At 46.7% G+C, this 24,895-nt stretch carries 21 protein-coding genes; 14 read left to right on the forward strand and 7 right to left on the reverse strand.

Going from position 1 to position 24,895, the window contains the following annotated elements; genetic code table 11:
• The first annotated feature begins 119 nt into the window (after window positions 1–119).
• On the forward strand, window positions 120–1,025 hold the full coding sequence (locus tag BIT28_RS25535) for a manganese-dependent inorganic pyrophosphatase (RefSeq protein ID WP_075767782.1): 906 nt from the start codon (window positions 120–122) through the stop codon (window positions 1,023–1,025).
• A 357-nt stretch (window positions 1,026–1,382) separates the two neighbouring features.
• On the opposite strand, the gene BIT28_RS25540 is transcribed toward BIT28_RS25535, so the two are convergent.
• Both BIT28_RS25540 and cydH read right to left on the reverse strand, forming a co-directional pair.
• The gene (locus BIT28_RS25540) at window positions 1,383–2,603 is read right to left on the reverse strand and encodes a patatin-like phospholipase family protein (protein ID WP_175577614.1); all 1,221 of its coding nucleotides are present in this window, start codon (window positions 2,601–2,603) and stop codon (window positions 1,383–1,385) included.
• Between the two features lie 105 nt (window positions 2,604–2,708).
• Window positions 2,709–2,798, reverse strand: coding sequence for a cytochrome bd-I oxidase subunit CydH (gene cydH / locus BIT28_RS29400; protein ID WP_139310520.1), 90 nt, complete (start codon window positions 2,796–2,798; stop codon window positions 2,709–2,711).
• A gap of 145 nt (window positions 2,799–2,943) precedes the next feature.
• Here cydH and BIT28_RS25545 point away from each other — a divergent pair, with 145 nt between their 5' ends.
• The 6 genes from BIT28_RS25545 to panP all read left to right on the forward strand — a co-directional run bounded on the left by BIT28_RS25545 (window position 2,944) and on the right by panP (window position 9,260).
• Window positions 2,944–3,546, forward strand: coding sequence for a hypothetical protein (locus tag BIT28_RS25545; RefSeq protein ID WP_075767783.1), 603 nt, complete (start codon window positions 2,944–2,946; stop codon window positions 3,544–3,546).
• A 389-nt stretch (window positions 3,547–3,935) separates the two neighbouring features.
• Window positions 3,936–5,417, forward strand: coding sequence for a sodium-dependent transporter (locus tag BIT28_RS25550; RefSeq protein ID WP_075767784.1), 1,482 nt, complete (start codon window positions 3,936–3,938; stop codon window positions 5,415–5,417).
• Window positions 5,418–5,419: 2 nt separating this feature from the next.
• Window positions 5,420–5,521, forward strand: coding sequence for a MetS family NSS transporter small subunit (locus BIT28_RS29405; protein WP_139310521.1), 102 nt, complete (start codon window positions 5,420–5,422; stop codon window positions 5,519–5,521).
• 234 nt (window positions 5,522–5,755) lie between these two features.
• Complete coding sequence (locus BIT28_RS25555; RefSeq protein ID WP_075767785.1) at window positions 5,756–6,268, forward strand: hypothetical protein; 513 nt, start codon at window positions 5,756–5,758, stop codon at window positions 6,266–6,268.
• A 202-nt stretch (window positions 6,269–6,470) separates the two neighbouring features.
• Entirely contained in the window at window positions 6,471–7,448 is a 978-nt protein-coding gene (locus BIT28_RS25560) for a DUF2860 domain-containing protein (protein ID WP_075767786.1), read from the forward strand.
• 162 nt (window positions 7,449–7,610) lie between these two features.
• The gene (gene panP, locus BIT28_RS25565; protein WP_075767787.1) at window positions 7,611–9,260 is read left to right on the forward strand and encodes a pyridoxal-dependent aspartate 1-decarboxylase PanP; all 1,650 of its coding nucleotides are present in this window, start codon (window positions 7,611–7,613) and stop codon (window positions 9,258–9,260) included.
• 472 nt (window positions 9,261–9,732) lie between these two features.
• Here the strand turns inward: panP and torR are convergent, their stop codons facing one another.
• Entirely contained in the window at window positions 9,733–10,446 is a 714-nt protein-coding gene (gene torR / locus BIT28_RS25570; RefSeq protein WP_075767788.1) for a two-component system response regulator TorR, read from the reverse strand.
• Window positions 10,447–10,645: 199 nt separating this feature from the next.
• Here torR and torC point away from each other — a divergent pair, with 199 nt between their 5' ends.
• From torC to BIT28_RS25590, 4 genes are all read left to right on the forward strand, one after another.
• On the forward strand, window positions 10,646–11,812 hold the full coding sequence (gene torC, locus BIT28_RS25575) for a pentaheme c-type cytochrome TorC (protein WP_075767789.1): 1,167 nt from the start codon (window positions 10,646–10,648) through the stop codon (window positions 11,810–11,812).
• Window positions 11,813–11,887: 75 nt separating this feature from the next.
• Window positions 11,888–14,419 (forward strand): trimethylamine-N-oxide reductase TorA, encoded by a 2,532-nt coding sequence (torA, locus tag BIT28_RS25580; RefSeq protein ID WP_075767790.1) that lies wholly within the window; start codon window positions 11,888–11,890, stop codon window positions 14,417–14,419.
• A gap of 208 nt (window positions 14,420–14,627) precedes the next feature.
• Window positions 14,628–15,281 (forward strand): molecular chaperone TorD, encoded by a 654-nt coding sequence (torD, locus tag BIT28_RS25585; RefSeq protein WP_075767791.1) that lies wholly within the window; start codon window positions 14,628–14,630, stop codon window positions 15,279–15,281.
• Window positions 15,282–15,483: 202 nt separating this feature from the next.
• A complete protein-coding gene (locus BIT28_RS25590; protein WP_075767792.1) occupies window positions 15,484–16,050 on the forward strand; it encodes a hypothetical protein in 567 nt (188 codons plus the stop codon).
• Window positions 16,051–16,177: 127 nt separating this feature from the next.
• Here the strand turns inward: BIT28_RS25590 and BIT28_RS25595 are convergent, their stop codons facing one another.
• Together BIT28_RS25595 and BIT28_RS25600 are read right to left on the reverse strand one after the other, a co-directional pair.
• Complete coding sequence (locus BIT28_RS25595; protein ID WP_075767793.1) at window positions 16,178–16,789, reverse strand: response regulator transcription factor; 612 nt, start codon at window positions 16,787–16,789, stop codon at window positions 16,178–16,180.
• A gap of 2 nt (window positions 16,790–16,791) precedes the next feature.
• Complete coding sequence (locus BIT28_RS25600) at window positions 16,792–18,558, reverse strand: sensor histidine kinase (protein WP_075767794.1); 1,767 nt, start codon at window positions 18,556–18,558, stop codon at window positions 16,792–16,794.
• A gap of 193 nt (window positions 18,559–18,751) precedes the next feature.
• On the opposite strand from BIT28_RS25600, the gene BIT28_RS25605 reads away from it, so the two are divergent.
• The 3 genes from BIT28_RS25605 to BIT28_RS25615 are packed head-to-tail and all read left to right on the forward strand — an operon-like array spanning window position 18,752 to window position 21,373.
• Entirely contained in the window at window positions 18,752–20,347 is a 1,596-nt protein-coding gene (locus BIT28_RS25605; RefSeq protein WP_075767795.1) for an FAD-dependent oxidoreductase, read from the forward strand.
• A 51-nt stretch (window positions 20,348–20,398) separates the two neighbouring features.
• Window positions 20,399–20,797: a cytochrome c3 family protein gene (locus BIT28_RS25610; protein WP_075767796.1), complete on the forward strand. Its 399-nt coding sequence runs from the start codon at window positions 20,399–20,401 to the stop codon at window positions 20,795–20,797.
• 9 nt (window positions 20,798–20,806) lie between these two features.
• A complete protein-coding gene (locus tag BIT28_RS25615) occupies window positions 20,807–21,373 on the forward strand; it encodes a cytochrome c3 family protein (RefSeq protein WP_075767797.1) in 567 nt (188 codons plus the stop codon).
• A gap of 49 nt (window positions 21,374–21,422) precedes the next feature.
• Here BIT28_RS25615 and cysS read toward each other — a convergent pair whose 3' ends face one another.
• Entirely contained in the window at window positions 21,423–22,796 is a 1,374-nt protein-coding gene (cysS, locus tag BIT28_RS25620; protein WP_075767798.1) for a cysteine--tRNA ligase, read from the reverse strand.
• A gap of 251 nt (window positions 22,797–23,047) precedes the next feature.
• Window positions 23,048–24,793: an SgrR family transcriptional regulator gene (locus tag BIT28_RS25625; RefSeq protein WP_075767799.1), complete on the reverse strand. Its 1,746-nt coding sequence runs from the start codon at window positions 24,791–24,793 to the stop codon at window positions 23,048–23,050.
• Window positions 24,794–24,895: the final 102 nt, after the last annotated feature.

Raw genomic sequence — 24,895 nt, forward strand, 5'->3', positions numbered from 1 at the left:
AGCTCTAAAATTGCACGGTTTACTTTTTCTGTCCTGATCTTGAGCCCAGCTCTCAGGCAGATTTTTTAATTCAGTCTTGCAGCCTCCGATGCTGCAGTCGACGCAGTGAAGGAAACATCATGATTCAAGTAGTAGGGCACAAAAACCCTGATAGCGACAGCATCTGTTCAGCACTAGTAGGCGCAGAGCTCCTTAAAGCACGTGGTCTGGAAGCAAAAGCGGTTCGTCAAGGTGAACTAAACCGTGAAACTCAGCACATCCTGGAACAAGCTGGTGTTGCACAACCAGAAATGTGTACCGGTGTTGCTGGTGAAAAAGTTTGGCTTGTTGACTATACCGATCTGGCACAGGCACCTGACGATATTGCTGACGCAGAAATTCTAGGTATTGTTGACCACCACCGCCTTGGTGATGTGATGACAACAAACCCGCTTGAAGCTTGGATCTGGCCTGTTGGTTGTACTTGTACCATCATGTTCAACCTGTTCAAGATGGAAAACACCGAAATCACTCGCCCGCTGGCTATCCTGATGATGTCAGCAATTCTGAGTGACACAGTAGGTTTTGCTTCTCCAACGTGTACTCAAAAAGACAAAGATGCGGTAGCTGAACTGGCTCAACTTGCAGATGTACAAGATCTGGATGCCTTCATCAAAGATCTGCTGATCGCAAAAACTGACATCGCGGGTCTTTCTGCTGCCGAGCTAGTAGAGAAAGATCTTAAAGCTTACCCATTCAACGATCGCAACGTAGTTGTTGGTCAGATTGAGCTTGCGACTCTTGAGCAAGTAGACAGCATGATCAGCGATCTTGAAGCTGATCTTCAGCGTCGCTGTGACGAAGAAGGCCTGGCAATGGCAGCCCTTATGCTGACTGACATCACCACCAGCACTACACGTCTGCTTTACAAAGGCGAGTGGAATGCAACGCTTGATCAGTTCGCTGACAACGGCATGCTGATGATGGAAAACACGCTAAGCCGCAAGAAGCAGGGTTGGCCGTGGCTACAGAAGGTTCTTGCTTAATTGCAACCTTGCTGAACAACTCAAAAGGGACGCCACGGCGTTCCTTTTTTGATCGAACTAATACCAATCTACATAAGTATTTGATCATTCTTGCTGGTTAAAATCACTTTTAACTGCGTTATGAATTTTGTAATTAGAGTAACTAGTTAGCTGCAATTCATGCCTTGTTCTAAGTAATTTTTCCTGCGCAACTATCTGAACAACTACTTATCCAGATTGGTATAAAGCATGAATCCGCTCAGTATTAGTGCTTGGGAGTCAAGGTCGTCGTTTCATTGAGTATGTCGNAATTTTTCCTGCGCAACTATCTGAACAACTACTTATCCAGATTGGTATAAAGCATGAATCCGCTCAGTATTAGTGCTTGGGAGTCAAGGTCGTCGTTTCATTGAGTATGTCGGCAAAATGATCAACAAAATACCGTCCCACCACCTTTCCTTCTCGATAATCCACTTCAAGATCGTCTTTATCACTCAATAATGCCCGGCTGCGTAATGCTTTTTCCGGTGCTATCTGAATAACTTTCAGACCATCTGGCGGATTAAGCAAAAAACCATTGAGTTCATCATAAGAGCGGTAGTAACGGTTAAGCATATCTATAATTTCTGCACTTTTACCTTTTCCGGTAATCGATAAGAATCGCTCTATATTATCTGCTGACAACAATCGCCAATTACTGTTTCGAGGTGTAATGATTTGGCTGCAGTCATCGCCGGGTTCAATCGACTCATTGCCAGAATCATCATCCGGTTTGTCATTCCACAACTTCCACTGTTCAAGCCGCTGGGTAAGATCACTTCTGATAGCCTTGACCCGATCGATCGACTGATTCAGGCTCAGCCTGTCAATATAGTCCGGCAGCACAGTTTCAATCTTTTCCCGCCAATCATTAAAGGTACTAGTCTCTCCCTCCGGCAGTTGTACCGGCTCAGTCCGAACCACCACCACCAAATCAGCGCCCCGTTGCCAGGCCTCTTTGACGGGTACAGCCGCACTTACCCCGCCGTCTACCCATTCAAGATCACGTAAATTTACAGGCTGATTATAGATCACCGGAATGGCACAGGATGCGCGCAGCACTTCACGCCAGTCACTATTGAACATTGGCAGGTAGATATCCTGAAGCGTATCTTTGCGCGTTGCACAAGCCAACGCGAGTCGATGCCTGAGTACCTGCCGGGCGGTCTTAACATCAAGCTGCAACGAACCACCAGGCGCAACTGTTTCCAATGCCCAGTCCAGATTCATCGACTTTTGCTTGCTCAGGTATTTATATAAATTGAAGAACTCATTGTCTGTGGTGTAATCGACAATAAACTGATAGCCAAACTTGTGTTGACGGCTTATAAACGAAGAAAGATTCAACGCACCTGCAGAGGTGCCGACATAAAGCTCAAACGGGTCAAACCCAGCTTCCAGGAAGGCGTCAAAGACCCCGGCGGTAAAGATACCCCGCTGCCCTCCTCCCTGAACGACTAAGGCAATTCTTTTCTTCCTAGCCCCCAGAAGCTGCGAGGAAAAATTGTTAACAAGTTGTAGATCGGAATCACTTAAACTAAACGGCAGATGATTCACCATAATCTCCCCACATCAAAGAATACGAGAATTTACTGTCGACAGTGTACTATCCTTAGTTTAACCGAAACGGAACATTACTCTTAAAATAGCTAATTTATTAACCTGTTACGCAGTAACTGAGACTATCCCGAAGCTTAACAACACGGTCATGACAACAGCAACAGTGATAAGCGCGAACTTTAGATCAGTTTCCATAATTTATCCCTAGCATTAATGATGTTTTAACATACTTTTAACTCTAGTTTAGGGTGAGTTCAAGCTTATGACTAATTAAAAAGCATCATTTTCGGATTACTGTCACAATAAGTTATATGTTGAATCAGAGGAATAGAGTCAAAAAATGAAGCTATCAATAATTGCAACTCTCATTAGCGCAGTGTTTACCTCCTTCGTTTCAAGCTCAGCATTCGCTGAAAATACCATTTACCTTACTCCCTATATCGGCTATAGCTTCTCAAACCAGATCACTGACGAAAACGGTATCGAGATCCGGCCAGAAAGTGATCCCCATGCTGCAGTTGCAATTGAAACCGATATGGATCTCGGGCGTGTCGGATTATTCGTTAGCCACCAGCCTAATGAATATAGAGATATCCAGGGTGATGGCTCATTCACTTATGTTCACCTTCAAAGCAGCCTTCGCTTTAACGCCTTCACTCACTGGGACTCTTTCTTCGGCGCCAGCCTCGGCGCGACTATCGTTGATGCCGAATGGTCAAAGGACGATCTGCTGTTCTCAGCCGGCCTCCTGGGTGGCCTTGAATACCGCATCAACAACAACACACGGCTTGTTTTTGAGGCCCGCTGGCTCGCAAACCTAATAGATGGCGATACTTCTGCTGTCTGTCAGCTGCCAACAGGCTCTCAAACCTGCCTTATCAGTATTGATTCAGAATGGCTTAGCCAACTTCAAACAAATGTTGGTGTTACGTTTTCTTTCTGAGTATTTGTTCTAAAGGCCGGATTATCTGGCCTTATAGAACCAGACAACCGTTAAGCGCTTAATTTTGATGATTTATCAGTCAATATCGTCACTATAAAAAAATAATATTTCACCCTGCCCAATCTTCTGAATGCAGTTGTTTCTTCTATCTATTACCCCCACCACTTCGATCTTTGTGCGGTATATCGCAATTATCACAAAAGTTAACACCAAGGTATCACTCAGTTAACAAACCTACAGTCTATTGCTTTACATATTTTCTATGGTTAATCTCAAGTTATTAACGTGGTTGTTCAGTCCAGATCCCACGTTTCAGGAAGTAAATTTCTAGAATAAAACACTTTAAATTACTTGTTTCATAGAGTATTGCAGTACATAAGGAGATGTTTATGAAACGCGAACAATGGGGCTCACGCGCAGGATTTATCCTGGCAGCAGTAGGCTCTGCTATCGGATTAGGGAACATTTGGCGTTTCCCATATATGGCTTACGAGAACGGCGGCGGCGCATTTTTTATTCCATACCTTTTCGCCATGTTAACTGCCGGTATTCCATTTATGATTATGGAATTCAGTCTAGGTCATAAACTTCGTGGTGCTGCACCTCGTGCCTTTTCAAAAATGGGCGGCAAGCTAGAGTGGCTGGGATGGTTCCAGGTATTTATTGCCGCGATTATTGCTGTTTATTACGTTGCGGTTATTGGTTGGGCAATTTCTTACCTAAGCTTTTCCTTCAACCAGAGCTGGGGAAGTGATACCAATGCCTTCTTCTTCGGCGAATATCTAATGCTGGGTGATAACTCACCGAGCAAGCTGGGTAGCTTACAGATCCATATCGCAATTCCAATGGCAATTGCGTGGGCAATTACTTTTGCAGCCATCTTTACCGGCGTAAAAGGCGGTATCGAACGTGCAAGCAAGATCATGATGCCGTTACTATTCCTAATGGTTCTTGGCCTGATCACCCGTATCGTCTTTTTGCCTGGTGCACTAGACGGCCTGAACTATTTGTTCCAGCCTGACTTCAGCAAGATCCTGGATGCCAAGGTCTGGTCTGCAGCCTACGGTCAAATCTTCTTCACCCTGAGTGTCGGGTTTGCCATCATGATTGCATACTCTAGCTATCTGCCTGAAAAATCAGATATCAACAACAATGCCTTCATGACAGTTTTAATCAACTGTGGTTTCTCTATCACAGCCGGTGTTCTGATTTTCGGTGTACTTGGTTACATGGCCCAGGAGCAAGCGAAACCGCTAACTGAAGTGGTCTCAGCAGGGGTTGGTCTGGCATTTGTTACCATTCCGGCAGCCATCAACCTGTTACCGGCTCCGTATATCCTTGGTCCACTGTTCTTCCTGGCATTGGTTGTCGCAGGCTTGAGCTCGCATATTTCAATTATCGAGGCCGTCACCTCAGCCATCATCGACAAGCTGAACTGGTCACGTAAAAAAGCAGCTTCTATTGTCTGTGGTACCGGCTTTGTAGTATCAATGGCCTTTGCGACCAACGGCGGCTTGCTGCTACTGGACTTGGTCGATTACTTCATCAACAACGTAGCACTGCTAACAAGTTGTCTGATTGAACTGGCGGTTATTGGTTGGCTGTTCAAGGTTGCCGATGTTCGAAGCTATGTGAACAACATCTCTGAATTCAGTATCGGCAAGTGGTTCGAGGTATGTATCCGCTTCCTGAGTCCTGCGATGCTGGCGGTTATTCTGGCAACGAACCTTGTCAACACATTCAACGACGGATATGGCGGCTATGCGATGTCTGATCTGCTAGTACTGGGCTGGGGACTAGTGGCAGCAATGTTTGTTGTTGCGGTCATTATCAACCTGGCATCTAAACCACAATCTCATCAGGAGGCATAACTATGACATTCGGTGCAATCATCATGATGTTATTTGGTTTGGGCATCACATGGGGCGGAGCAGCATATTGCATCTCTGTCGCCATGAGAAAACAGAACCAGTAACAGTATTCGCTTGATACACATTTCATAGAGGCTCTTCGGAGCCTCTTTTATTTATCTGACTACCCTAACCTTTGCCTACCACTTATTGTCAAACATCACAGTACAGATGCGAGATAAAAACTTTGCTAGCTGTGATTCATTCCCTTAAAGAATCCTTTTCCTTATCTCTATCATATCGTTACAATTGCATGCACAAGCAAATATAATTAACAAAGTCGCACTCAAGGAAAGGCAATGAAGTTACCTGCTATTTTACTCTCTCTCGCTCTACTCCCGTCGTCTGTACTAGCGGCATCTACCAGTTGTGAAAGTGACAAGTACCATCAGTATGTCGATGCTTCCCTATCGTGGTATCAAAGCCTGGTTGAACTGGCCGTGAAAAAAGATCAAAACCTTGAAGACGTCGGTAAATGGTTCCTGGAAGGCCGCAAACACCATTTTGAATTAAACAGAGAAGCCGTTGACTGGTATCTGAAAAGCGACAAACAGCAGTTGGATCTGGAACAACCCATCGAAAGCTGGCTAAAACTAACCCAGCAAGATGTTAAAAACCTTGCCCAACAAGATAATGAACTTGGCCGTTTTGCCAAGAAAGCTTTCGATGATCGTCAAAGCAAGCCACACCCAAAGAACTATGAGCTGCGGAGTGCATTTGCTGATTTGCTGACTCATCCGGGCGACATCGACAAACCCTTAAATGCTTACAATGAAAAAATGACGGCCATTGCAGCCATTGAGTGTAAGTAATCATCTGCATACATCACCGGGAAATCGTCCCCTTCCCGGTGATACTCCATATTCCATGGCGAATATCGAAGAGGCCATACCTAATAGCAAATTAGTGATTTGACCTTTCAATGACATAGCGTATTCTAGATTGGCGTATAAGTGGCTTTTTATTAATAAAGTCATAATCTTAAATCTCTTATGGCTTTGCAAGGAGCAATAAATGAAGCCTATAAAACTCTGTCTCGTTGCCAGCTTTGTCTCGACATCAGTCTTTGCCAACCAGGGGCTACAATGGTCACCGGGCTTTGGTGGTGACATATCAATACTGACAGGCTACACCAGCACCACATCGCAGTTTAATACCGATAATAACGTCACGGCAGATCTGAACAATAACGGCGAGTCTCAGAGTGAGGGCTTCGTCAGTCCGCTAGGGACAATTAGCTACACCATGGCGCAGGCTGACAAGCAAATCTATTTTGGTACCAGCCGGTCCGATGTTGCACTGGGACGATTTCATGTCGAGCTGGGATACCGCCAGCGCATTCCTGACAACGGTCAGATCAGTATCAGCTATGTGCCAGGCCTGCTCTCAAGCGACACATGGGAAGACCCTTTTGTCACCAACAGTCCGCGTACCGAAACTGACAGCACTATAAAAGGCGTACGCCTGCAATATGACCGCATTCTCGGCTCTAACTTTTCTATCGAGCTCTCAGGCGGCAAGCAGGAGGTTGATTCAGAAAAGAGTGGCCAAACCCTGACATCAGAGCAACAGGCATTGCTGGAGCGTGAAGGCGATATCCTGTTTACTCAGCTCAGCTACCTCAAGCCAATCAACCGGGAACAGGTTTTCCGTACTGCTGTCAATTACACGCGTATTGCGGCCGATGGCGACGCCATGGCCAATAATACCTACGGTGCAGAGATCGGTATCATTCAGATGCTGCCAAGTTCGAGCCTGGCCTTGACTCTCAGCTATGATCTGGCTGATTTTGATGAAATCAACCCCGTCTTCAATGAGCGTCAGAAAGACAATCGCTGGGGTGTTTTCCTTGCCTATGAATACCAGGAACCGTTTGGTTGGGAAAACTGGGGATTGGTTTCTCTGGCAGGTTATAATGAGAGTAACTCCAACATTAACTTCTATGACGAAGACGCCTTGCTGATTAGTGCAGGTATCAACTACAAGTTCTGATACAAACTCAAGATTGGTCAATTGTGGCCAATTTTTGCACCTAGCTCTCTATTTACTGTTAAGTTGAACAGAAAGCTAAAATCATTTTTTTCGGGACAAGCATGGCAAATTGCATTAAATTAGCAACAATTTGCCAACTTTCACCTTAAGTAACAGCTAAATATGGCAGTTGATAACAGACAAGCCGATGCTTCCGAAGAGTCGCTGCATCGCATATTTACCGTGCCGGAGGCACCCGATTCGACACTAGGTCGAATTGAGAAAGAGATATCGGAAAACCTCAATGCGTTTTTGCAGACACATATCGCGGCACGCGAAAAGCCGCTAGCAGAGATCGAGAAGGATTTCTCTTCGGCTGACATCCCGGAGAACCCGTCTTTCGTCTCTGAACACACCCATTTTCTGCTCGACAAGCTCGTCGCTCAGTCGGTGCATACTTCCGCCCCGAGCTTTATCGGCCATATGACATCGGCACTACCGTACTTTTTGATGCCGCTGTCAAAGATCATGATCGGGCTGAACCAGAACCTGGTGAAGATAGAAACCTCTAAGGCATTTACTCCGCTTGAACGTCAGGTGCTGGGTATGCTCCATAACCTGATCTTCAATGAGGAAGAAGCTTTCTATCAGCAGTGGATGCACAGTGCCAACCACTCTCTCGGGGCATTTTGCTCTGGCGGTACTATCGCCAATATCACAGCCCTGTGGGTTGCACGCAACAATATACTCAAACCCGACGGTGAATTCCGCGGTGTTGCGCAGGATGGTTTGTTCCGTGCGATGAAGCACTACGGCTATGATGATCTGGCTGTATTGGTATCAGAACGTGGTCACTATTCATTGAAAAAAGCCGCTGATGTCCTAGGTATCGGCCGTGATAGTGTCATCTCGATCAAGACCGACGACAATAACCGGGTTTGCCTCGATGAGCTAAACAAAACACTCAACTCACTCAAAGCGCGTAACATCAAGCCCTTTGCTATCGTCGGTGTCGCCGGTACGACGGAAACGGGCAATATCGATCCGCTTGAACAACTTGCTGATATCGCCGAACAGCACGGTTGTCATTTCCATGTCGATGCCGCCTGGGGTGGCGCTACCTTGATGTCGAACAAGTACCGTACCCTTCTGAAAGGTATTGAGCGCGCCGATTCGGTAACGATTGACGCCCATAAACAGCTTTATGTCCCTATGGGCGCGGGTATGGTCATTTTCAAAAACCCGGCCTTGATGACGGCTATCGAGCACCATGCCGAATATATTCTGCGCAAGGGCTCAAAAGACCTGGGCAGCCATACCTTAGAAGGCTCTCGCAGCGGAATGGCCATGTTGTTGTTTGCCAGCATGAACATCATTAGTCGTCCTGGCTATGAGATGTTGATAAACAACAGCATCGAAAAGGCCAAGTACTTTGCCCAGCTGATTGAGTCACACCCTGACTTTGAATTGATTTCAGAACCTGAGTTGTGTCTACTGACCTACCGATACGTTCCGGAAACCACCCAACGTGCGCTTAAAATCGCCACGCCGGCGCAAAGAGAAGAACTGCTGGACGCACTGAACGACCTGACGAAGTTCATTCAGAAAAGACAGCGTGAATCAGGTAAGTCATTTGTCTCGCGTACTCGCCTTACTCCGGCGAAATGGGACAGGAAGATCACGACGGTGCTTCGAGTTGTCCTCGCCAACCCGCTGACTACAGATACAATCTTGAACGATGTACTTTGCGAGCAACAAGCGCTTGCAGCTGAAAGCGAGTTTAGTTTTCCAAAAATCGTCTCATTGACTAAGACAATTTTAGATAAACAATAACAGCCGCGAAACTGCTAAAATGAGAGATAAATAATAGCCAGGAAATAACACCTGGCTATTTTTATTAATGCCAAGCGCTCATTTTTTACCCACCCAGCCGCCTAAAATTCACCCACCTCAATCTATTGACAACATTTCGCAACCCGCAATATAAACAGCTAACAATCAAATAAGTGAACAACTCGACATTTATTTCTATGTCTAACATATAAATTTATTTAAAAAACACACGACTTGCATATTGATTTTTAAAATTTAAACCGTTGTGACATCAATACTTTCAATAAAAAGCACAATTAGTTCACAACCTGTTTGTTAATAAAAATTAACAACCATTGACCAAGATCAATAAAAGCACCTTTATCAAGCCGATAAAAAAGCCGATACACAGGGTATATCGGCTTTTATATTTCAAATTGTTTCAGCCTGCCGGAATAATAATTTGAATATTCATTCGACAATCATGGCTGGTTTAGTCACCAGCAAACATATAACCTTCACCGTGCACGGTGACAAAGATTTGCGGATTTTTCGGGTCTATTTCCATCTTTGATCGCATTCGTCTAATCAGTACATCAATGGTGCGATCATTAGGTGCCTCGACGCGATGGCTGAGCATATTCAGAATACGTTCGCGGCTTAGAACCACATTTGGGTGAGAAGAAAATGCAACCAAAAGCTCGTACTCAGCCTTAGTGAGTTTTACAGGAACACCGTTATGGGTCAGTGCTCGCTTGTTGATATCGAACTGCCAGTCACCAAAGCGAATGATACTGTCTTCCTGCATTTCAACCATGGTTTCGTCGCGCGCTTTTTCTACTAAAGATATGCGCCACAACAAGTTTTTCACTCGGACAAGCAACTCGCGTAATTCGAAAGGCTTGGTAACGTAATCATCAGCGCCCATTTCCAAGCCGACGATACGATCAATACTATCGGTACGTCCGGTAACCAAAATAATACCGACTTCTGAGCGGCTTCTCAGTTCACGGGTTAATAACAGGCCATCTTCACCTGGCAAGTTAATATCAAGCATCACCAAGTCAATTTTCTCGCTCGCCATGATCTCACGCATTTGATCACCGCTCTCGGCCTGGCTTACTTTGTAACCTTCATTTTCAAAATACCCGACAAGCTTAGTGCGGGTAACAATCTCATCTTCTACAACAAGTACGTGATGACTCATTTTTATCTCTTTATTTATTTCGGCAGTCTTTAAAACGGTAGCACAATACGCGGTTATTAACAATTTGTCATAAAGCCGACTATCCTGTTAACCGCCACCCATATCCTTATTCATATCGCGGAATTAAGATTAAACCATAAAAAATTATACGTCACCGTTATTTACGGCAGACACTCATTCTTTTATGGAATCTTCCACTATGAAAAAACTTTGGCAAAAGTTGATTAAACCAAGCAGCAAGTATCCAATTCTTGCACTGGTTTTAGTCGGTATCGGTATTACACTTGCGGGCACTTTTGTGGTCCACAAGGGCTTTCAAGTCACTTCGACTATCGAATTCTGTACCTCTTGCCACACCATGCAGCAGAACTACGACGAATACAAAGAAACTGTTCACTTCAAAAATGCTTCTGGTGTTCAAGCAATCTGTGTTGACTGTCACCAACCGAAAGACTTCCCGGGCAAAGTATTCCGCAAGCTCGAAGCAGCCAAAGATCTCTACCACCACTTCGTGACAGGTAAGATTGATACCCCTGAGAAATTCGAAGACCACCGTCTCGAAATGGCCCAGGCGGTTTGGGATCGAATGAGTGGCCAGAAATCCAAGACCTGTAAGAGCTGTCACTCTTACGACGACATGGATCACAGCAAGCAATCTGCTAAAGCGGCAATGGAAATGAAGAAGGCCGCAGCTGCCGACATGAACTGTATTGAGTGTCACAAAGGTATTGCACACGAACTACCGAACATGGCAGGCGGATTCCAGAAAGACTTCCAGGAGCTTCAGGCAACCGCTAACTCCCAAGGCGCCGCTGCCGAGACACTTTACTCGCTGGGTGAGAAAGATCTATTTGCCTCTGCGGATGCTAGCAGCAAAGCCGAAGGTAAGCTGCTTCCAGCCTCAGAAGTGACAGTGCTTGAGCGCAAAGACAACATGCTGAAGATCAAGGTTGACGGCTGGCTTGAAAAATCCGGCAAAGGCCGCGTAATGACCGAGTACATGGGTAAGCGTGTCTTCAAGGCAACCATTCGTGGCGATGTTAAGGCAACCCAGCAGCTAATCGAAGAACAAACTGACAGCGCCACTGACATTGTATGGCAGCACGTGTCTGTTGAAGCTTGGATCACAGCCGAAGACATGATCGACAACATCCAGCCAATCTGGAACTACGCAGAAGATATCTACGGCTCGACCTGCAATGCCTGTCACGCCGCCCCAGACCCAGGCCACTTCACGGCGAACGGTTGGATCTCAGGCCTGAACGCAATGAGTGCCTACTACCGTCTTAGTAAAACCGAAGAACGCACTCTGCTGAAGTACCTGCAGAACCACGGTAAAGACACCGGCGGCGCTGGCGCACACTAATTCCTGATACGCGGTGGGGCAACAAGTACTCCCCCATCGCCTTTCGAAAAAGAATTTTAATTTAAGGATTTATCTATGGCGACTCAAATTCTAAATAAAGGCGTTTCTCGCCGTCGCTTCCTATCCGGTATGGTTGCAGCAAGTGCTGCCACTGTAGTGGGCACAAGCCTGCTTGCTCCACGCAAAGCCATGGCTGCTACTGACACTAAAGCTACATTCACCGGAGACGTACTTTCAGGCTCTCACTGGGGTGCATTCCGTGCAAAAGTCGAGAATGGCGTCTGGGTTGATACTGTTCCGTTCGAGAAAGACAAGCACCCGACAACCATGATCAACGGCGTCCGTGAAGTTGTCTATAATCCGGCTCGTGTCAAATATCCAATGGTCCGTATCGACTGGCTGAAACACGGCTACAAGTCAGATACGACCCAACGTGGCGACAACCGTTTCGTTCGTGTGCCTTGGTCTCAGGCGCTTGACTTCTTCTACCACGAAATGGAGCGCGTTCAGAACTCATACGGACCTAGCGCACTATATGCTGGTCACACCGGTTGGCAGTCAGTCGGTAAACTGCACTCTGCCGGTACTATGATGAGCCGCGCAATCGGTCTTCACGGCACATACCTGGGCAAAATGGGTGACTACTCAACAGGTGCGGCGCAGGTTGTCCTGCCATACGTTGCCGGTGCGATGGAAGTCTACGAGCAGCAGACATCATGGCCGTTGGTACTTGAGCACTCAGACACCATTGTTATCTGGGGCTCGGATCCGGTTAAAAACCTACAGGTTGGCTGGCTAGTACCGGACCACAGTCCGTATGCCTACTACCATCAGCTTGCCGAGAAAGTGAAGAACAACGAGATCAAGGTGATCTACATTGATCCAGTTCGTTCTGATACTCAGAAACTTGTCGGCGGTGAGCAGGTGCCTGTTAACCCGCAGACTGACGTTCCGCTAATGCTGGCTATCGCTCATACCCTATACAGCGAGAATCTGTACAACAAAGACTTTATCGCTGACTACACGACAGGTTTCGACAAGTTCGTTCCGTACCTGACAGGCGAGAAAGACGGTGTTGAGAAAACACCGGAATGGGCAGAAAAAATCTGTGGCATCAAGGCCGACGAGATCCGCGCCCTTGCTCGACAGATGGCTTCCGGCCGTACTCAGATCATCGGCGGCTGGTGTCTGCAGCGAATGCAGCACGGTGAGCAGTACGCGTGGATGCTGGTTGTTATTGCTGCGATGCTTGGCCAAATCGGCCTGCCGGGCGGTGGCTTCGGCTTTGGTTGGCACTACAACGATGCTGGCTCGACAACGTCAAACGGTCCGTTGATGTCTGGCTTTAGCGGTGTGACTGGCGTTGATCCTATCCACAACGGTTCATTCAAAGGCTACTCGACCTACATCCCTGTAGCGCGCTTCGTTGACTGTATTGAAAATCCAGGCAAGACCATTCAATGGAACGGCCACGATGTGAAGTACCCTGAAATGAAGATGGCGGTCTTCTGTGGTAACAACCCGTTCCATCACCACCAGGATCGCAACAAGATGATCAAGGTGTGGCGCAAGCTTGAAACGGTTGTGTCTGTTGATCACCAGTGGACGGCGACCTGTCGTTTTGCCGATATCGTTCTGCCGGCAACAACAACGCACGAACGTAACGACATCGAACAGTACGGTAACCACTCGAACGCAGGTGTGATTGCCCTGCCGAAAGTTGTCGAGCCTATGTTCGAAGCGAAAGACGACTTTGATATCTTCCGTGAACTGTGCCGTCGCTACGACCGCGAAGAAGCCTTCACCGGCGGTAAAACGCAAATGGAATGGATCGAGCAGATCTATAACGGTGCTCGCCTGCAGGGCCGCGGCCTTGGCGTGCGTATGCCAAACTTCAAAAAGTTCTGGGAAGGCGAAGGCTTTGTCGAGTTCCCGGCTGGTAAAGAGTGGGTTCGTCACGAGTCTTTCCGTAAAGAACCGGATCTTGAGCCTCTAGGTACAGCCTCGGGTCTGATCGAAATCTACTGTAAGACAATCGCAGAAATGGGCTATGACGACTGTCAGGGCCACCCAATGTGGTTTGAGAAGAACGAGCGCAGCCACGGTGGCCCGCGTTCTAACAAGTTCCCGATCAACTTGCAAAGCACGCACCCGAAACACCGCCTGCACTCGCAGCTGTGTTCATCAACCGAGCACCGTGCAACCTATTCAGTCGCAGACCGTGAGCCGATCTACATCAACACGGAAGACGCAAAAGCACGTGGTATTAAGTCTGGTGATATTGTTCGCGTATTTAACGACCGCGGCCAGGTGCTTGCCGGTGCTGTTGTTACCGATGACTACAAGTCGGGTGTTTGCCGTATTCATGAGGGCGCATGGTATAGCCCGCTGGAAGGTGGCAAGGCGGGTACAATCTGCACCTACGGTGATCCAAACGTTCTAACTCAGGATGTGGGTTCATCGAAACTGGCACAAGCTACATCAGCGGCATCTGCACTGGTCGATATTGAAAAATATACCGGTAAGGTACCGGCTGTAACTGGCTTCAGCGGCCCGGAAGAAGTAACGGACATTAACCCGTTATTCCCGGCGATGGATCTGGCGTAAGCTGACTTTGGCTGCCGGGGGCTAATTGGCTCCCGGTACCTACTAAGTTTACAGGTACGGCCCGTTTTTATTACCTTTTATACCTATAAAGAGCCTATTCTCATATAATCATTCATTAAGTTAATGTTCTATCTGAATATGTTTTATGCAAACCGGCAGGATGACATTTTAAACCTTATAAGCCGGAACGCTTTACTCTGGAGTGCCCATGCAAGAGTTTATTGCTTTCAACGAACAACGTGCAGAAATTTACTGGTGGATGTCTTCTCTTCTATCTCGTGAACTCACACAAGAAGATATCACTGAATATCATGGCGGAGAGATGTACACATTCTTGTCCGGCCTTGGTATGACACCGGAGCTGAAACAACCTGTCGAAGCATTTCGTGATGCTTTGAAAAAGCTAGAGGCCCGAGAAGATGCGCAACTTGAGTTGGCGGCAGATTTTTGTGGCCTGTTCCTAAGCACACCTAAAACCGGTGCCCTGCCCTACGCGTCTATGTATGTTGGCGAAAGTGGCCTGCTAAATGACAAGCCGGCGCAGGATATGAACAAGCTAATGACGGAATACAATATTGCCCAGCGTAAGGAGTTCAACGAACCCGCTGACCACATTGCCGTCGAGTTAGACTTCATGGGCAACCTGATCATTCTAGCCAACCAGCAGGAAGACGAGCAAAAAGCAGAAGATGTCATGCAGGCACAGCATAAGTTCCTTGAAACCATGTTACTGAACTGGTTGCCTGCCTTTTCCCAGGCATGTAGTGCCCGAGATAAATTTGGTTTCTATGCTGCGGCAGTCGATCTGCTGCTGGCATTCTGTAAATTAGATACCGCCTTCCTGGCGGGTGAAGAACAATAATCCAATCAGCCTATCACCAAGGCTGAAATCACTATCTCATGTTGCCGGCAGATGGATTGCCGGCTTTTTTCTACCGTTTTCTCACCATACCGCCTCCCACTATCTGTTCAGCTAACGCACAGCTTTCATGACATTTAACTGACATTTCTCACTTTGCGCTCCGTTAGATTAAAGACATACAGACAACAAAGAGATATCAGTAATGCATAATATCAATACTATTACGAAACCATCCCCTGCCATGAAGAGCTGGTTTATTAAAATGTCTTTGCCTCTGGTACTTTTATCCATGATGTTGCTGGCTCCGCAGGTAAATGCCAGCAATGTATCAGCTGATTCACCGACAGCAAAAAAAGAGACGGTAAACAGAATTAACGCAATTCAACGCGATCTCACCAGTATCCGGCAGCAAACCCTGCAAAAGAACCCTGAGCTTGCCGAACAGGCCAAACAACTTGAGCATGACTTTAAGAAAAAGGCCGATGAAATTGGTTATGAGCCAGAAGAGTTCATTACCAAGGCCCAAGAGATCCAGGAACAAGTAAGAGACACTTCGCTCAGCGACGAGGAGCGCAGCGAACTTATTCAGGAATTTGCCGCTGCCAAGCAAAAAATGGCCGAACAGCGCCAGGCTATTCTTGACGACAAAGAGCTAATGGCCAAACAAGACAAGCTTCAGGAAGACATGCTAGTTGCAATGAAGGCGCAAGATCCGAAAACAGAACAGCTTGTCGAAGAACTCAACACGCTCGTAAGAACCATTCAGTAGTGCAACACACTCTGAACCTGTAAAAACAATGCAACCTGTCAGTTTTAATCCCTTGTTCTGACAGGTTGTATCTAGGCTTGCTGAAACTTGGCAATTCAAAAACCAATCATACCACCACCAAAGTGACCTAACTCAGTAGTTCAAGGATCCTTTGCCCTTCAAATGCAAGTTGAATGCCCGAGGACACCCCCATCTTCTTAAATAAATTATGGCGATGAATTTCGGCTGTTCGTAATGCAATACATAATTCATCAGCAATTACTTTGTTTGTTTTACCCTGAATAATGAGTGGAATAAGGTCTTTTTCCCGCTCTGTCAAGGTAGCGACTTTCGCTTTCAAATCGTCGCTACTCTGTCTTGACATTGAAATGCTAAGAGCCAAATCCTGTGCCTGCGTAACCGCATTACAAAGCTCCTCGCCATTAACAGGCTTTTGCAGTAAATCATTGGCACCACGTTTAAACGCAAGTTTAGTAATTTCCACATTGGCATGCCCGGTAAGAAATACAATAACCAAACATGTTTGATGTTCACATAGTGTTTTTTGCAACTCCAGACCATCAATACCTGGCATATTAATATCTAACAGCACGACACCGGGATTGGCCGTATCAACCTGGCTTAAAAAACTCTCGGCATCCGGAAACGTATATACATCCAACCCTTCCCCTTCCAATAACCAGGATACCGAATCGATTATGGCAATATCATCGTCGACCAAATAAACCGGACAAGACATAATTATTCCTCTTCTACTGTTAGTGGCAAGGTGATAAGAAAACGAGTCCCCAATGCTTGTTGGTAAGCGCTGATGGTACCATTATGCGACTCGATGATCCGCTTGCATATCACCATCCCAAGCCCCAACCCTTCAGGCTTGCTGCTTTGGAAAGGCATAAATAACTGCTGTAGTTGTGCATCAGAAATACCACAGCCACTATCTGAAAGCTCAATAGTTAAGACCTGCTCATCATCATCAACACGTATAGCAATCTCCTTTGGGTTACTAGAAGAAACTTTTAGCGCATCAATACTATTTTGAATAAGGTTGGCAATCACTTGCTGGATCAATACGGGATCGATATAGATACGCGTATTGCAAATATCCGTGTTCAGCTGAATATTCTGGCGTTTAAGAGTGTGCTGAAAAGTCAGCAATGTATTGTTAATCAATGACCTAATTGAAACACTTTTTTTTTCATGACTATGGATTTTCATGAAGTTGCGCATTCGCTGGATGATTTCGCTAGCATTCAGTGTCTGCTGTTCAATCTTTTCTAGCGCTATTAAGAGTTCCTGCGGGTCGAGCTTTGAGCGTTCAACTCTCCGTTTACAGCCGGTGGCATAGGTACTGATTGCCATTAATGGCTGATTCAGCTCATGGGCTACACCCGAGGCCAACTCGCCACTCAATAAGATACGCTGTGCCTTGTAAAGTTGATTTGTCTCTCTCTCCAACTGATTAGTTGTCTGCTTGTGCTGCTCAATCTCTTCACGGAGCTGGGCTGATCGGACATGAACAAGATAGTTAACACGTAAGTGATAGCAGACAAACAGTAATAGCAAGCCAGTAGCAACCATGAGCCAGCCCCGATATTGCATCCAGATGCGGGTCAAGTACGAAGGCTGGAGACTCAGCCCAATCTCATCCATCAACTGGTAGATAGCACTGTCATCAATAGGCACAGACCAACCACCATAGAGGCCAGACACAGCTATTTGGCTTGTCGGAGGTATCGTGAGCAGAATTCTGGCAATATGGTTAGCATAGTCTGCCGGTACGTGCTTCATACGCGCCAGAGTCCAGTTTGGGTAGAGCTGGCTAGATGTATGGCAAGTAAAAGCAGATTCTGGCACCTGCCGGCGCACCACTTTTAATGCATTCGCGGGAATAGTGCCATCCCGTACTTTCCTTTCTAACAGGCAAGTCGGTGCGATAGCAAAGTCAGACTCACCCTTTAGTACCTCAGTTAACAAATTCTGCTGTGGGTAACCAATAAATGACAGCTTCTTTAGATCCTCCTTCTCAACCCCCTCGGACATAAACTCCCTGAGCATAACTTTAAAGCCACCAAAAGCATTCTCGCTAACCGACACAATGGAGCGATTACGTAACGCTTTAAGAGTTACAATTTCCGGCTCGTCTGCCCGGGCTATCAGAGCGGAACCAATAGCATGTCTAGCATCACCATGGAACGGATTAAGATTGAGCATTTTCACTGCCTGGTGATTGTACTTATACATCAGGAATTTAATGCCGTTAGTTAAGGTGAAATCAATAAGGCCACTACTTACCAGGCTATCTAAAGTCGGAATATCAGCAGGTACTATCACAAAGTGATAGTCCGGTAATGCATAGTTGAGGTAGTCAATAGTCGGCTGCCAGCGCGTTAACGTATAGGCAGGTCCGTTAAATGCGAGCACACCAATTCTGACCAGTTTCTGCTCGGCAAAAGTCGAAAAACTGAGAAACAAGCTCACTGCGAATATCAGAAGGTTTGTTTTCAATGGCGTAGCCTCAGCAATCGTTTGTTCAAATCTGTGTTTAGCCTCTCATATTGATAGAAAGCTTTTTTGCTGTAGATCAATCATCAAGGGGAACTGCGGTTTACCACTATAGAGGTACTCGCAGCCACTGCGCACAATACTCCATATCTTATTGAGAACAACAGTACGCAGCAATGTACATGGAGCAAAAGTTATGTCTGAAAGTAATTCACGTCGTAGTTTCTTAAAACTGGGTTTAGGTGCAGCAGCCATAGCCCCGGTATCAGCGCTTGGCCTGTCATCAGCAGCTTTTGCTGCCACTAATCCTAACAACATCCAGTGGGATGACGAGATGGACGTACTCGTCATTGGCTCTGGCATGGCCGGAATGATTGCAGCGATTCGCGCAGCAGAAACCGATGCAAACGCAAAAGTTGTTGTAGCAGATAAAATGTCACGGCTGGGTGGTTCATCGCTGATCTCGGGCCTGAATATGGCTGTTGTCGGTTCTGATCTGCAGCAGAATATCGGGGTTACCGATGATTCATGGGAGTTGCTACTAAAAGATATTGAACGAGAAGCAAAAGGCTACAACCATCGAGAACTAACCGAAGTAGCAGCAAAAGGGACGTTAAAACTGTATAACTTCCTCAAAGAGCATGGTGTGAAATATGACATGTCGATCGGTGGCGGAACGGGTGTCAAAAAGCTTGGTGGTCACTCAAGAGCTCGTTGCGTCTGGCCCCAAGGTGGGGGTACCGAGGTTATCAAAAAACTACAAGGGTACTGTAGTAGTCAATTAACCAATGTTGAGATACGCAAAAAAATTCTTCTTGACGAGATCCTGCGAAATGACGAAGGCCGGGTCATTGGCGTAAAAGTCCGTGAAAAATATCGCTTTAGCAGAAAACATGACGATCTGGGTGACAACGACAACCCGACCATCAACGGCTCAGGCAAGGTGAAATACTACAAAGTTAAGCGTGGTCTGGTAATGGCAACTGGCGGCTATAACCAAGACCGTAAATTCCGTGGTGATGAAGTCGGTACTATGTATAACGCAGCTTCAACCACCCAGCCTGGTGCAACAGGGGGCGCAATCAAAGCGATGATCAAGGCCGGATTTAAGCCAATCCATATGACCCTGTTCCGTTTTGCTTTCCCTATTCCAACCGAAGATATTCGATGGGGTATTCTGGTAAACCCTCGTACAGGTGAGCGCTTTGTTGATGAGTACAACAACAATGATCGTCAAGCTATTGGCATGGCGATTCTCGAAGAACGCCGCCACATTGATGGTGAGCACACTGTGCTGATTTATGATCAGAAAGGGGCTGAGCATTACCATGACCAACAGCGTTTCCATCTGTCTCTTGAAGGCAAAAACGGTATCAACGGTACTATTTGGAAATTCGATACCTTAGAAGCGCTGGCTGATAATTTCAAAATGAATACCAGCCTGCTTAAAGCCAATATAGATAAATACAACAAAAATATGGCGCGTGATCAGGACGAGTTCCATAAGCCCAAAGCCATACTAAAAGAAGCCTCTTCTATCTCTCAGCCGCCTTACTACGCAATGCAACTTAACCCTCGTTACAACTATGCGCAAGGAGGAGCAATGATCACGCCGAAAGCAGAAGCGGTTGATGTGGTAACGGGTGAACCGATCAAAGGGGCATTCGTATGCGGAGAAGCATCTGCTGGTACCTACGGCTATATCCGCTTAACGGCATGCTCAACAATCGATTGTGGGACATTCGGTATGGTAGCTGGTGAAAACGCTGCAAAAACAGAGCCTTGGGCATAAGACTTTCTCTGGGTGGCGAAAGCCACCCTTCACCCGACAAAAGTATTGCTTATGAAAACCATCTTAACTGCAATGTTATCGTTACTGCTTACAGTAACGGCTTCTTGGGTGTACGCCGATGCTGAACCAGACTGGAAATCATTGGCAACTGAGTACACCTTAAAACCTCATCATCAGAAGCTGAAGTTTGACTGTGTTATGTGCCATCAGGGAAATGATCCTGAAGCGTTTGAACCGTTGGAAACAGAAAGTTGCCTGTCATGCCATGGCAGCGCAAAGATAGTGGCCGATCGTCTTCAGTTTATGGATCCCAATCACACTAACCCGCACAACTCTTTTCACGACGGGCTATCACTGGATTGCTATGAGTGCCACGCCGAGCACGAACCATCAACCAACCTTTGCGCCGATTGTCACACCACCACCTCTTGGATGGGCAAGGTGCCATAAGGAGATACTATGAATAGAAAGTGGTTTATTGTGATCCTGCTGGCGATAGGTGGATTACTTGGAACGGGTGCCAGCCTTGTTACAGCTGAAATCGCCCACAGTACAGGTGATGCGGCGTTTTGCGGCTCCTGCCATTCAATGGAACCAATGGCGAATACCTTCAAGCTTGATGTTCACGGAGGTAACAACAACCATGGGTTTGTAGCGCAGTGTGTTGATTGCCACCTTCCGCAAGACTCAGTTTTCGCTTACATGCTGGATAAAACTAAACACGGTATCAACGATATCTTGGTCGAAAACTTTACTAATACGGAGGAAATTGACTGGATAGCTCGCAGGGAGGAACGAGAGCGGTTTGTATTTGACAGTGGCTGCTTAAACTGTCACCAAGCGTTATTAGACAGGAAAGAAGCTGAAAACCCCAAATCGTTGCAAACACATGCTCACTATAAAAATCAGTTGGCATCAGGGGATCCTATCCAGTGTGTCTCTTGTCACGTGACCGTTGGACATAACGGAATGCTAAGAAGTGAACTGAACAAGCGCTATCCCGAATACTCTTTTGAGTCCAAATAACCTGATATAAGCCGCCATATTTTCTTCTATGGCGGCTTTTTACACTACGCTAACGCGGCGTGATGGTAAACGACTGATCCGCACTATCGTTAACTTGATAGCCGTAAGCCAGAATCTGGTCTCGAATACTATCTGCCTCATCATATAGGCCTTGTTGCTTCATAATCTGTCGCTGCTCAGCAAGCCGCTGTACCTCATCCGGGATAGCCACCTGAATGACCTTTTCAAGCTCCAGACCAAAGGCTTGATCGAAATAGAGTAATGTTGCTTTTTTATCTGCCGGGGCAATGTCACTGTCAATCACATTCCAGACCAGAGCGAGTGCCTGAGGCATATTCAAATCACGGTTGATATACCCCAGAAATGCCACTTTATACTCGTCATCAACCTTGCCACCAGCTGGCATGTCGGCGACCTTCCCTCTTAACCGGCGCAATGCCTTTTGGGCACCGGCCAATCCTTCCCATGAAAAGCTCAGGTGGCTGCGATAGTGGCTGGTCAGTGTCAAGTAACGATACGCCAGCGGCTCATAGCCTTGCTCAATCAGACTCTCCAGGCGCAGAGATACCCCGGACTTGGAGATCTTCTCATTGTTAATATTCAAGAAGTAACCATGCATCCAGTAATTTGCCTGCACCTTGCCATTTTTAGCCTGGCACTGGGCGATTTCATTGGTGTGGTGGACCGGAATATGATCTTCACCACCGATATGGATATCGAACGTTTCTCCAAGGTATTTCTCGGCCATCGCTGAACATTCAATATGCCAGCCAGGAAAACCGATCCCCCATGGACTTTGCCACTCCATTTGCCGCTTCTGCCCGCTACTGAACTTCCATAAGGCAAAATCCGTCGGATGCCTTTTCTCGGCCATATCAACGCGTATACCCGCTGCCAGCCCTTGCTTGTCTAACCGGGCAAGCTTGCCATAATCCGGCATTTTTTCTGTATCGAAATAGATACCGTCATTGGTTTGATAGGTGTAGCCTTTCTCTTCCAGTGACTGGATAAAAGCAATTTGATCTTGGATATGCTCTGTTGCCCGGCAGGTAATAGAGGGTTTTAAAATGTTAAGCCGTTCCAAGTCGGTAAAAAAGGCGCTTTCAAATAAAGTAGCAATCTCCCACGCCGACTTGTGCTGGCTTCGTGCCCCTTTTTCCATTTTATCTTCGCCGCTGTCGCCATCTGACACGAGATGGCCAACATCTGTGATGTTCATGACATGGTTTACCTGATAGCCGTTCAGTTGTAACACGCGCTTTAAAGTATCCACGAACAAATAGGTACGCAAATTCCCGACATGGGCGTAGTCATAAACGGTCGGGCCACACGCATACAGACCAACCTTGAGCGGTTCAATCGAATTAAACGGGGTCAGCTGCCGGTTCAGCGTGTTATAAAAATGCAGTGTCGTTTGTGCCATCGTTCATTTCCTTATAAATACAAAAAGGCCGCGGATGTAAACATCAACGGCCTGGGAGATAGTGCGATATATTCGTTAGCGGATAGCTTTTCTAGGCGATAGATTTGCTAGGTGATAGCTACACGAAAGCGGCCGTAAATTAAGTATTTACAGCAACAACATAGAGGGTGAGTAAGTGCAGTCATCATCGTCATAATAGTTTCAAACTAAAATAGATAATCTGCAAAATCAACCGTTTATTTCTCAATACTTTAATCTTCAGACCAGACGTCCTTAATTGCCGGCCAGCCCCAGGCAGTCATAGACACTCCCTTTAGTATGCCCTCGAAGCGCAGTGTCTGCCGGTGGTGGAACAAAGGCATTAACCAGTGCTCATTGAGCATCACAGTAGCAATAGCATCCAGCTCGCTAAGATACTCATCCAAAGGACTGTGCTGGCGAATGTTCATCAACACAGAGTCTAACCATTGGCTATCATCAGGGGACATACACTGATGGAGCACAGAATTAGACAGCATCCAGCGAAATGCTGAAGTAGGACGATTGTCATCCAGGTTCAGGCTGGTCAGGACAAGGTCCTCACCTAAAGCCTCCCTGCGGGCCTTGTCATGAAAGTCATCAAACGCATACACTGTTACCTGACACTCAATCCCAGCCTGTCGCAAAATATCGCTGATGGCTTTCGAGCAGTCAACCAGGGCCTTATGATCGAAAACAGCAATGGTTAGCCTTTTAGGCAACTGCTGTTGTGCAGCCTTTGGCCTGTAGATTCTGGTCCAGCTTGGGAGCAGATTGCGAGCAGGAACCGCCTCTATGTGGGTGTTGAGCTGTCGCAACTTCGCCATCAGATCATCCGTTGACAGAAGCTGGGCAAGGTATTTCCGTTGCAGCAATTGGAGCCCGGACTGATGGTTAAACAGCATCAGCAAACAGCCGTTTTCAATTCTGGTCTGCTGGCTCTCTTCGCTCCCCTCGCCCTCCCCACTGATGGAAACATAATGCGAGCAACTGGACTGGCTTTCTTGAGCAATATCAGCCTGAAGTACAGTTTTACCAAATGCGCTGCTAGCTTGCGCAGACACTTGCCATACCGTGACAGAATCAGTCAGTGCCCGGCATCCGTAATAGTTATCAAACGCCTGTAGGTGTAGCCGCTTGCCAGAGTGCTCCTGAACCTGAAATGCACCACTTCCGACGATCATGGCTGCCTGTTCGAGTTGCTTAGCAGGCTGGATCGAATACCTGACATCAGAGACTAACCCGGCAAGGCCAGGATCTGGCTGGCTTAACGTGAACTCGACGCAATGCGGATTAATCACAGAAACGCTGTCCATATGAGCCAGCTCTTTTTGATATTCAGGCAGTGCCTTGAGGTCTCTAAACAGCTCGGCGACTTTTTCTGCATTAATCTCCTTACCGTCATGAAACGAAAGCTGCGGACGCAAGTAAAAACGCCATCGACATGCCTCTTCATGATAGGTCCAGTGATGGGCTAACTGCGGGGTAAGGGTCCCATTCTCATCACAGGAAGTCAGACAGCTATAGACCTGACGCAGAAAAAAACGCTCACTGTTTCTCTGCGCTACATGAGGCAGTATCGGTGAAAACGGACGACGGTAGGTAAGCTGAATATGCAGCAACCCCTCACGCCGAGAGGCACCTGATGTCGTCTGTAACAACTGGCCAAAGAGCACTTGGTCATTATCGATAAGTGCCAGTGCTTTTTCATACTTTCCAGTCGAGATATGCTGCTTGGCAAGATCGGCTCTCAGTTCATCAGGACTGTATTTAAGATGAAGTAAAGAGCGTTGGTTACGCCCCACCTTTGGCACCCACTCCAGCCAACCGACAGTGTGCATTTCCTTCAGTAACGTTCTGCTGTGCCGGGGGCTGGTAAACATAGCTTCCGCAACATCATGAAGGGTAATTAGGATCTCCTTTCTCACCCCGAGCTTAGCCGTGCGTGTATAGTAAAGCAGTAATTTATCCTTCAACAAAACCAGCCCCGCCCATCTCTGTTACTTCCTCATTTTCATTAATTTCGAGCTAACTTCTACATTAAACCAGAAAAATCGCTGATAACAGGAAGAAATCCAAAA

Origin of the sequence: Photobacterium proteolyticum, assembly GCF_001939735.1 — a bacterium.
GTDB classification, from domain to species: domain Bacteria; phylum Pseudomonadota; class Gammaproteobacteria; order Enterobacterales; family Vibrionaceae; genus Photobacterium; species Photobacterium proteolyticum.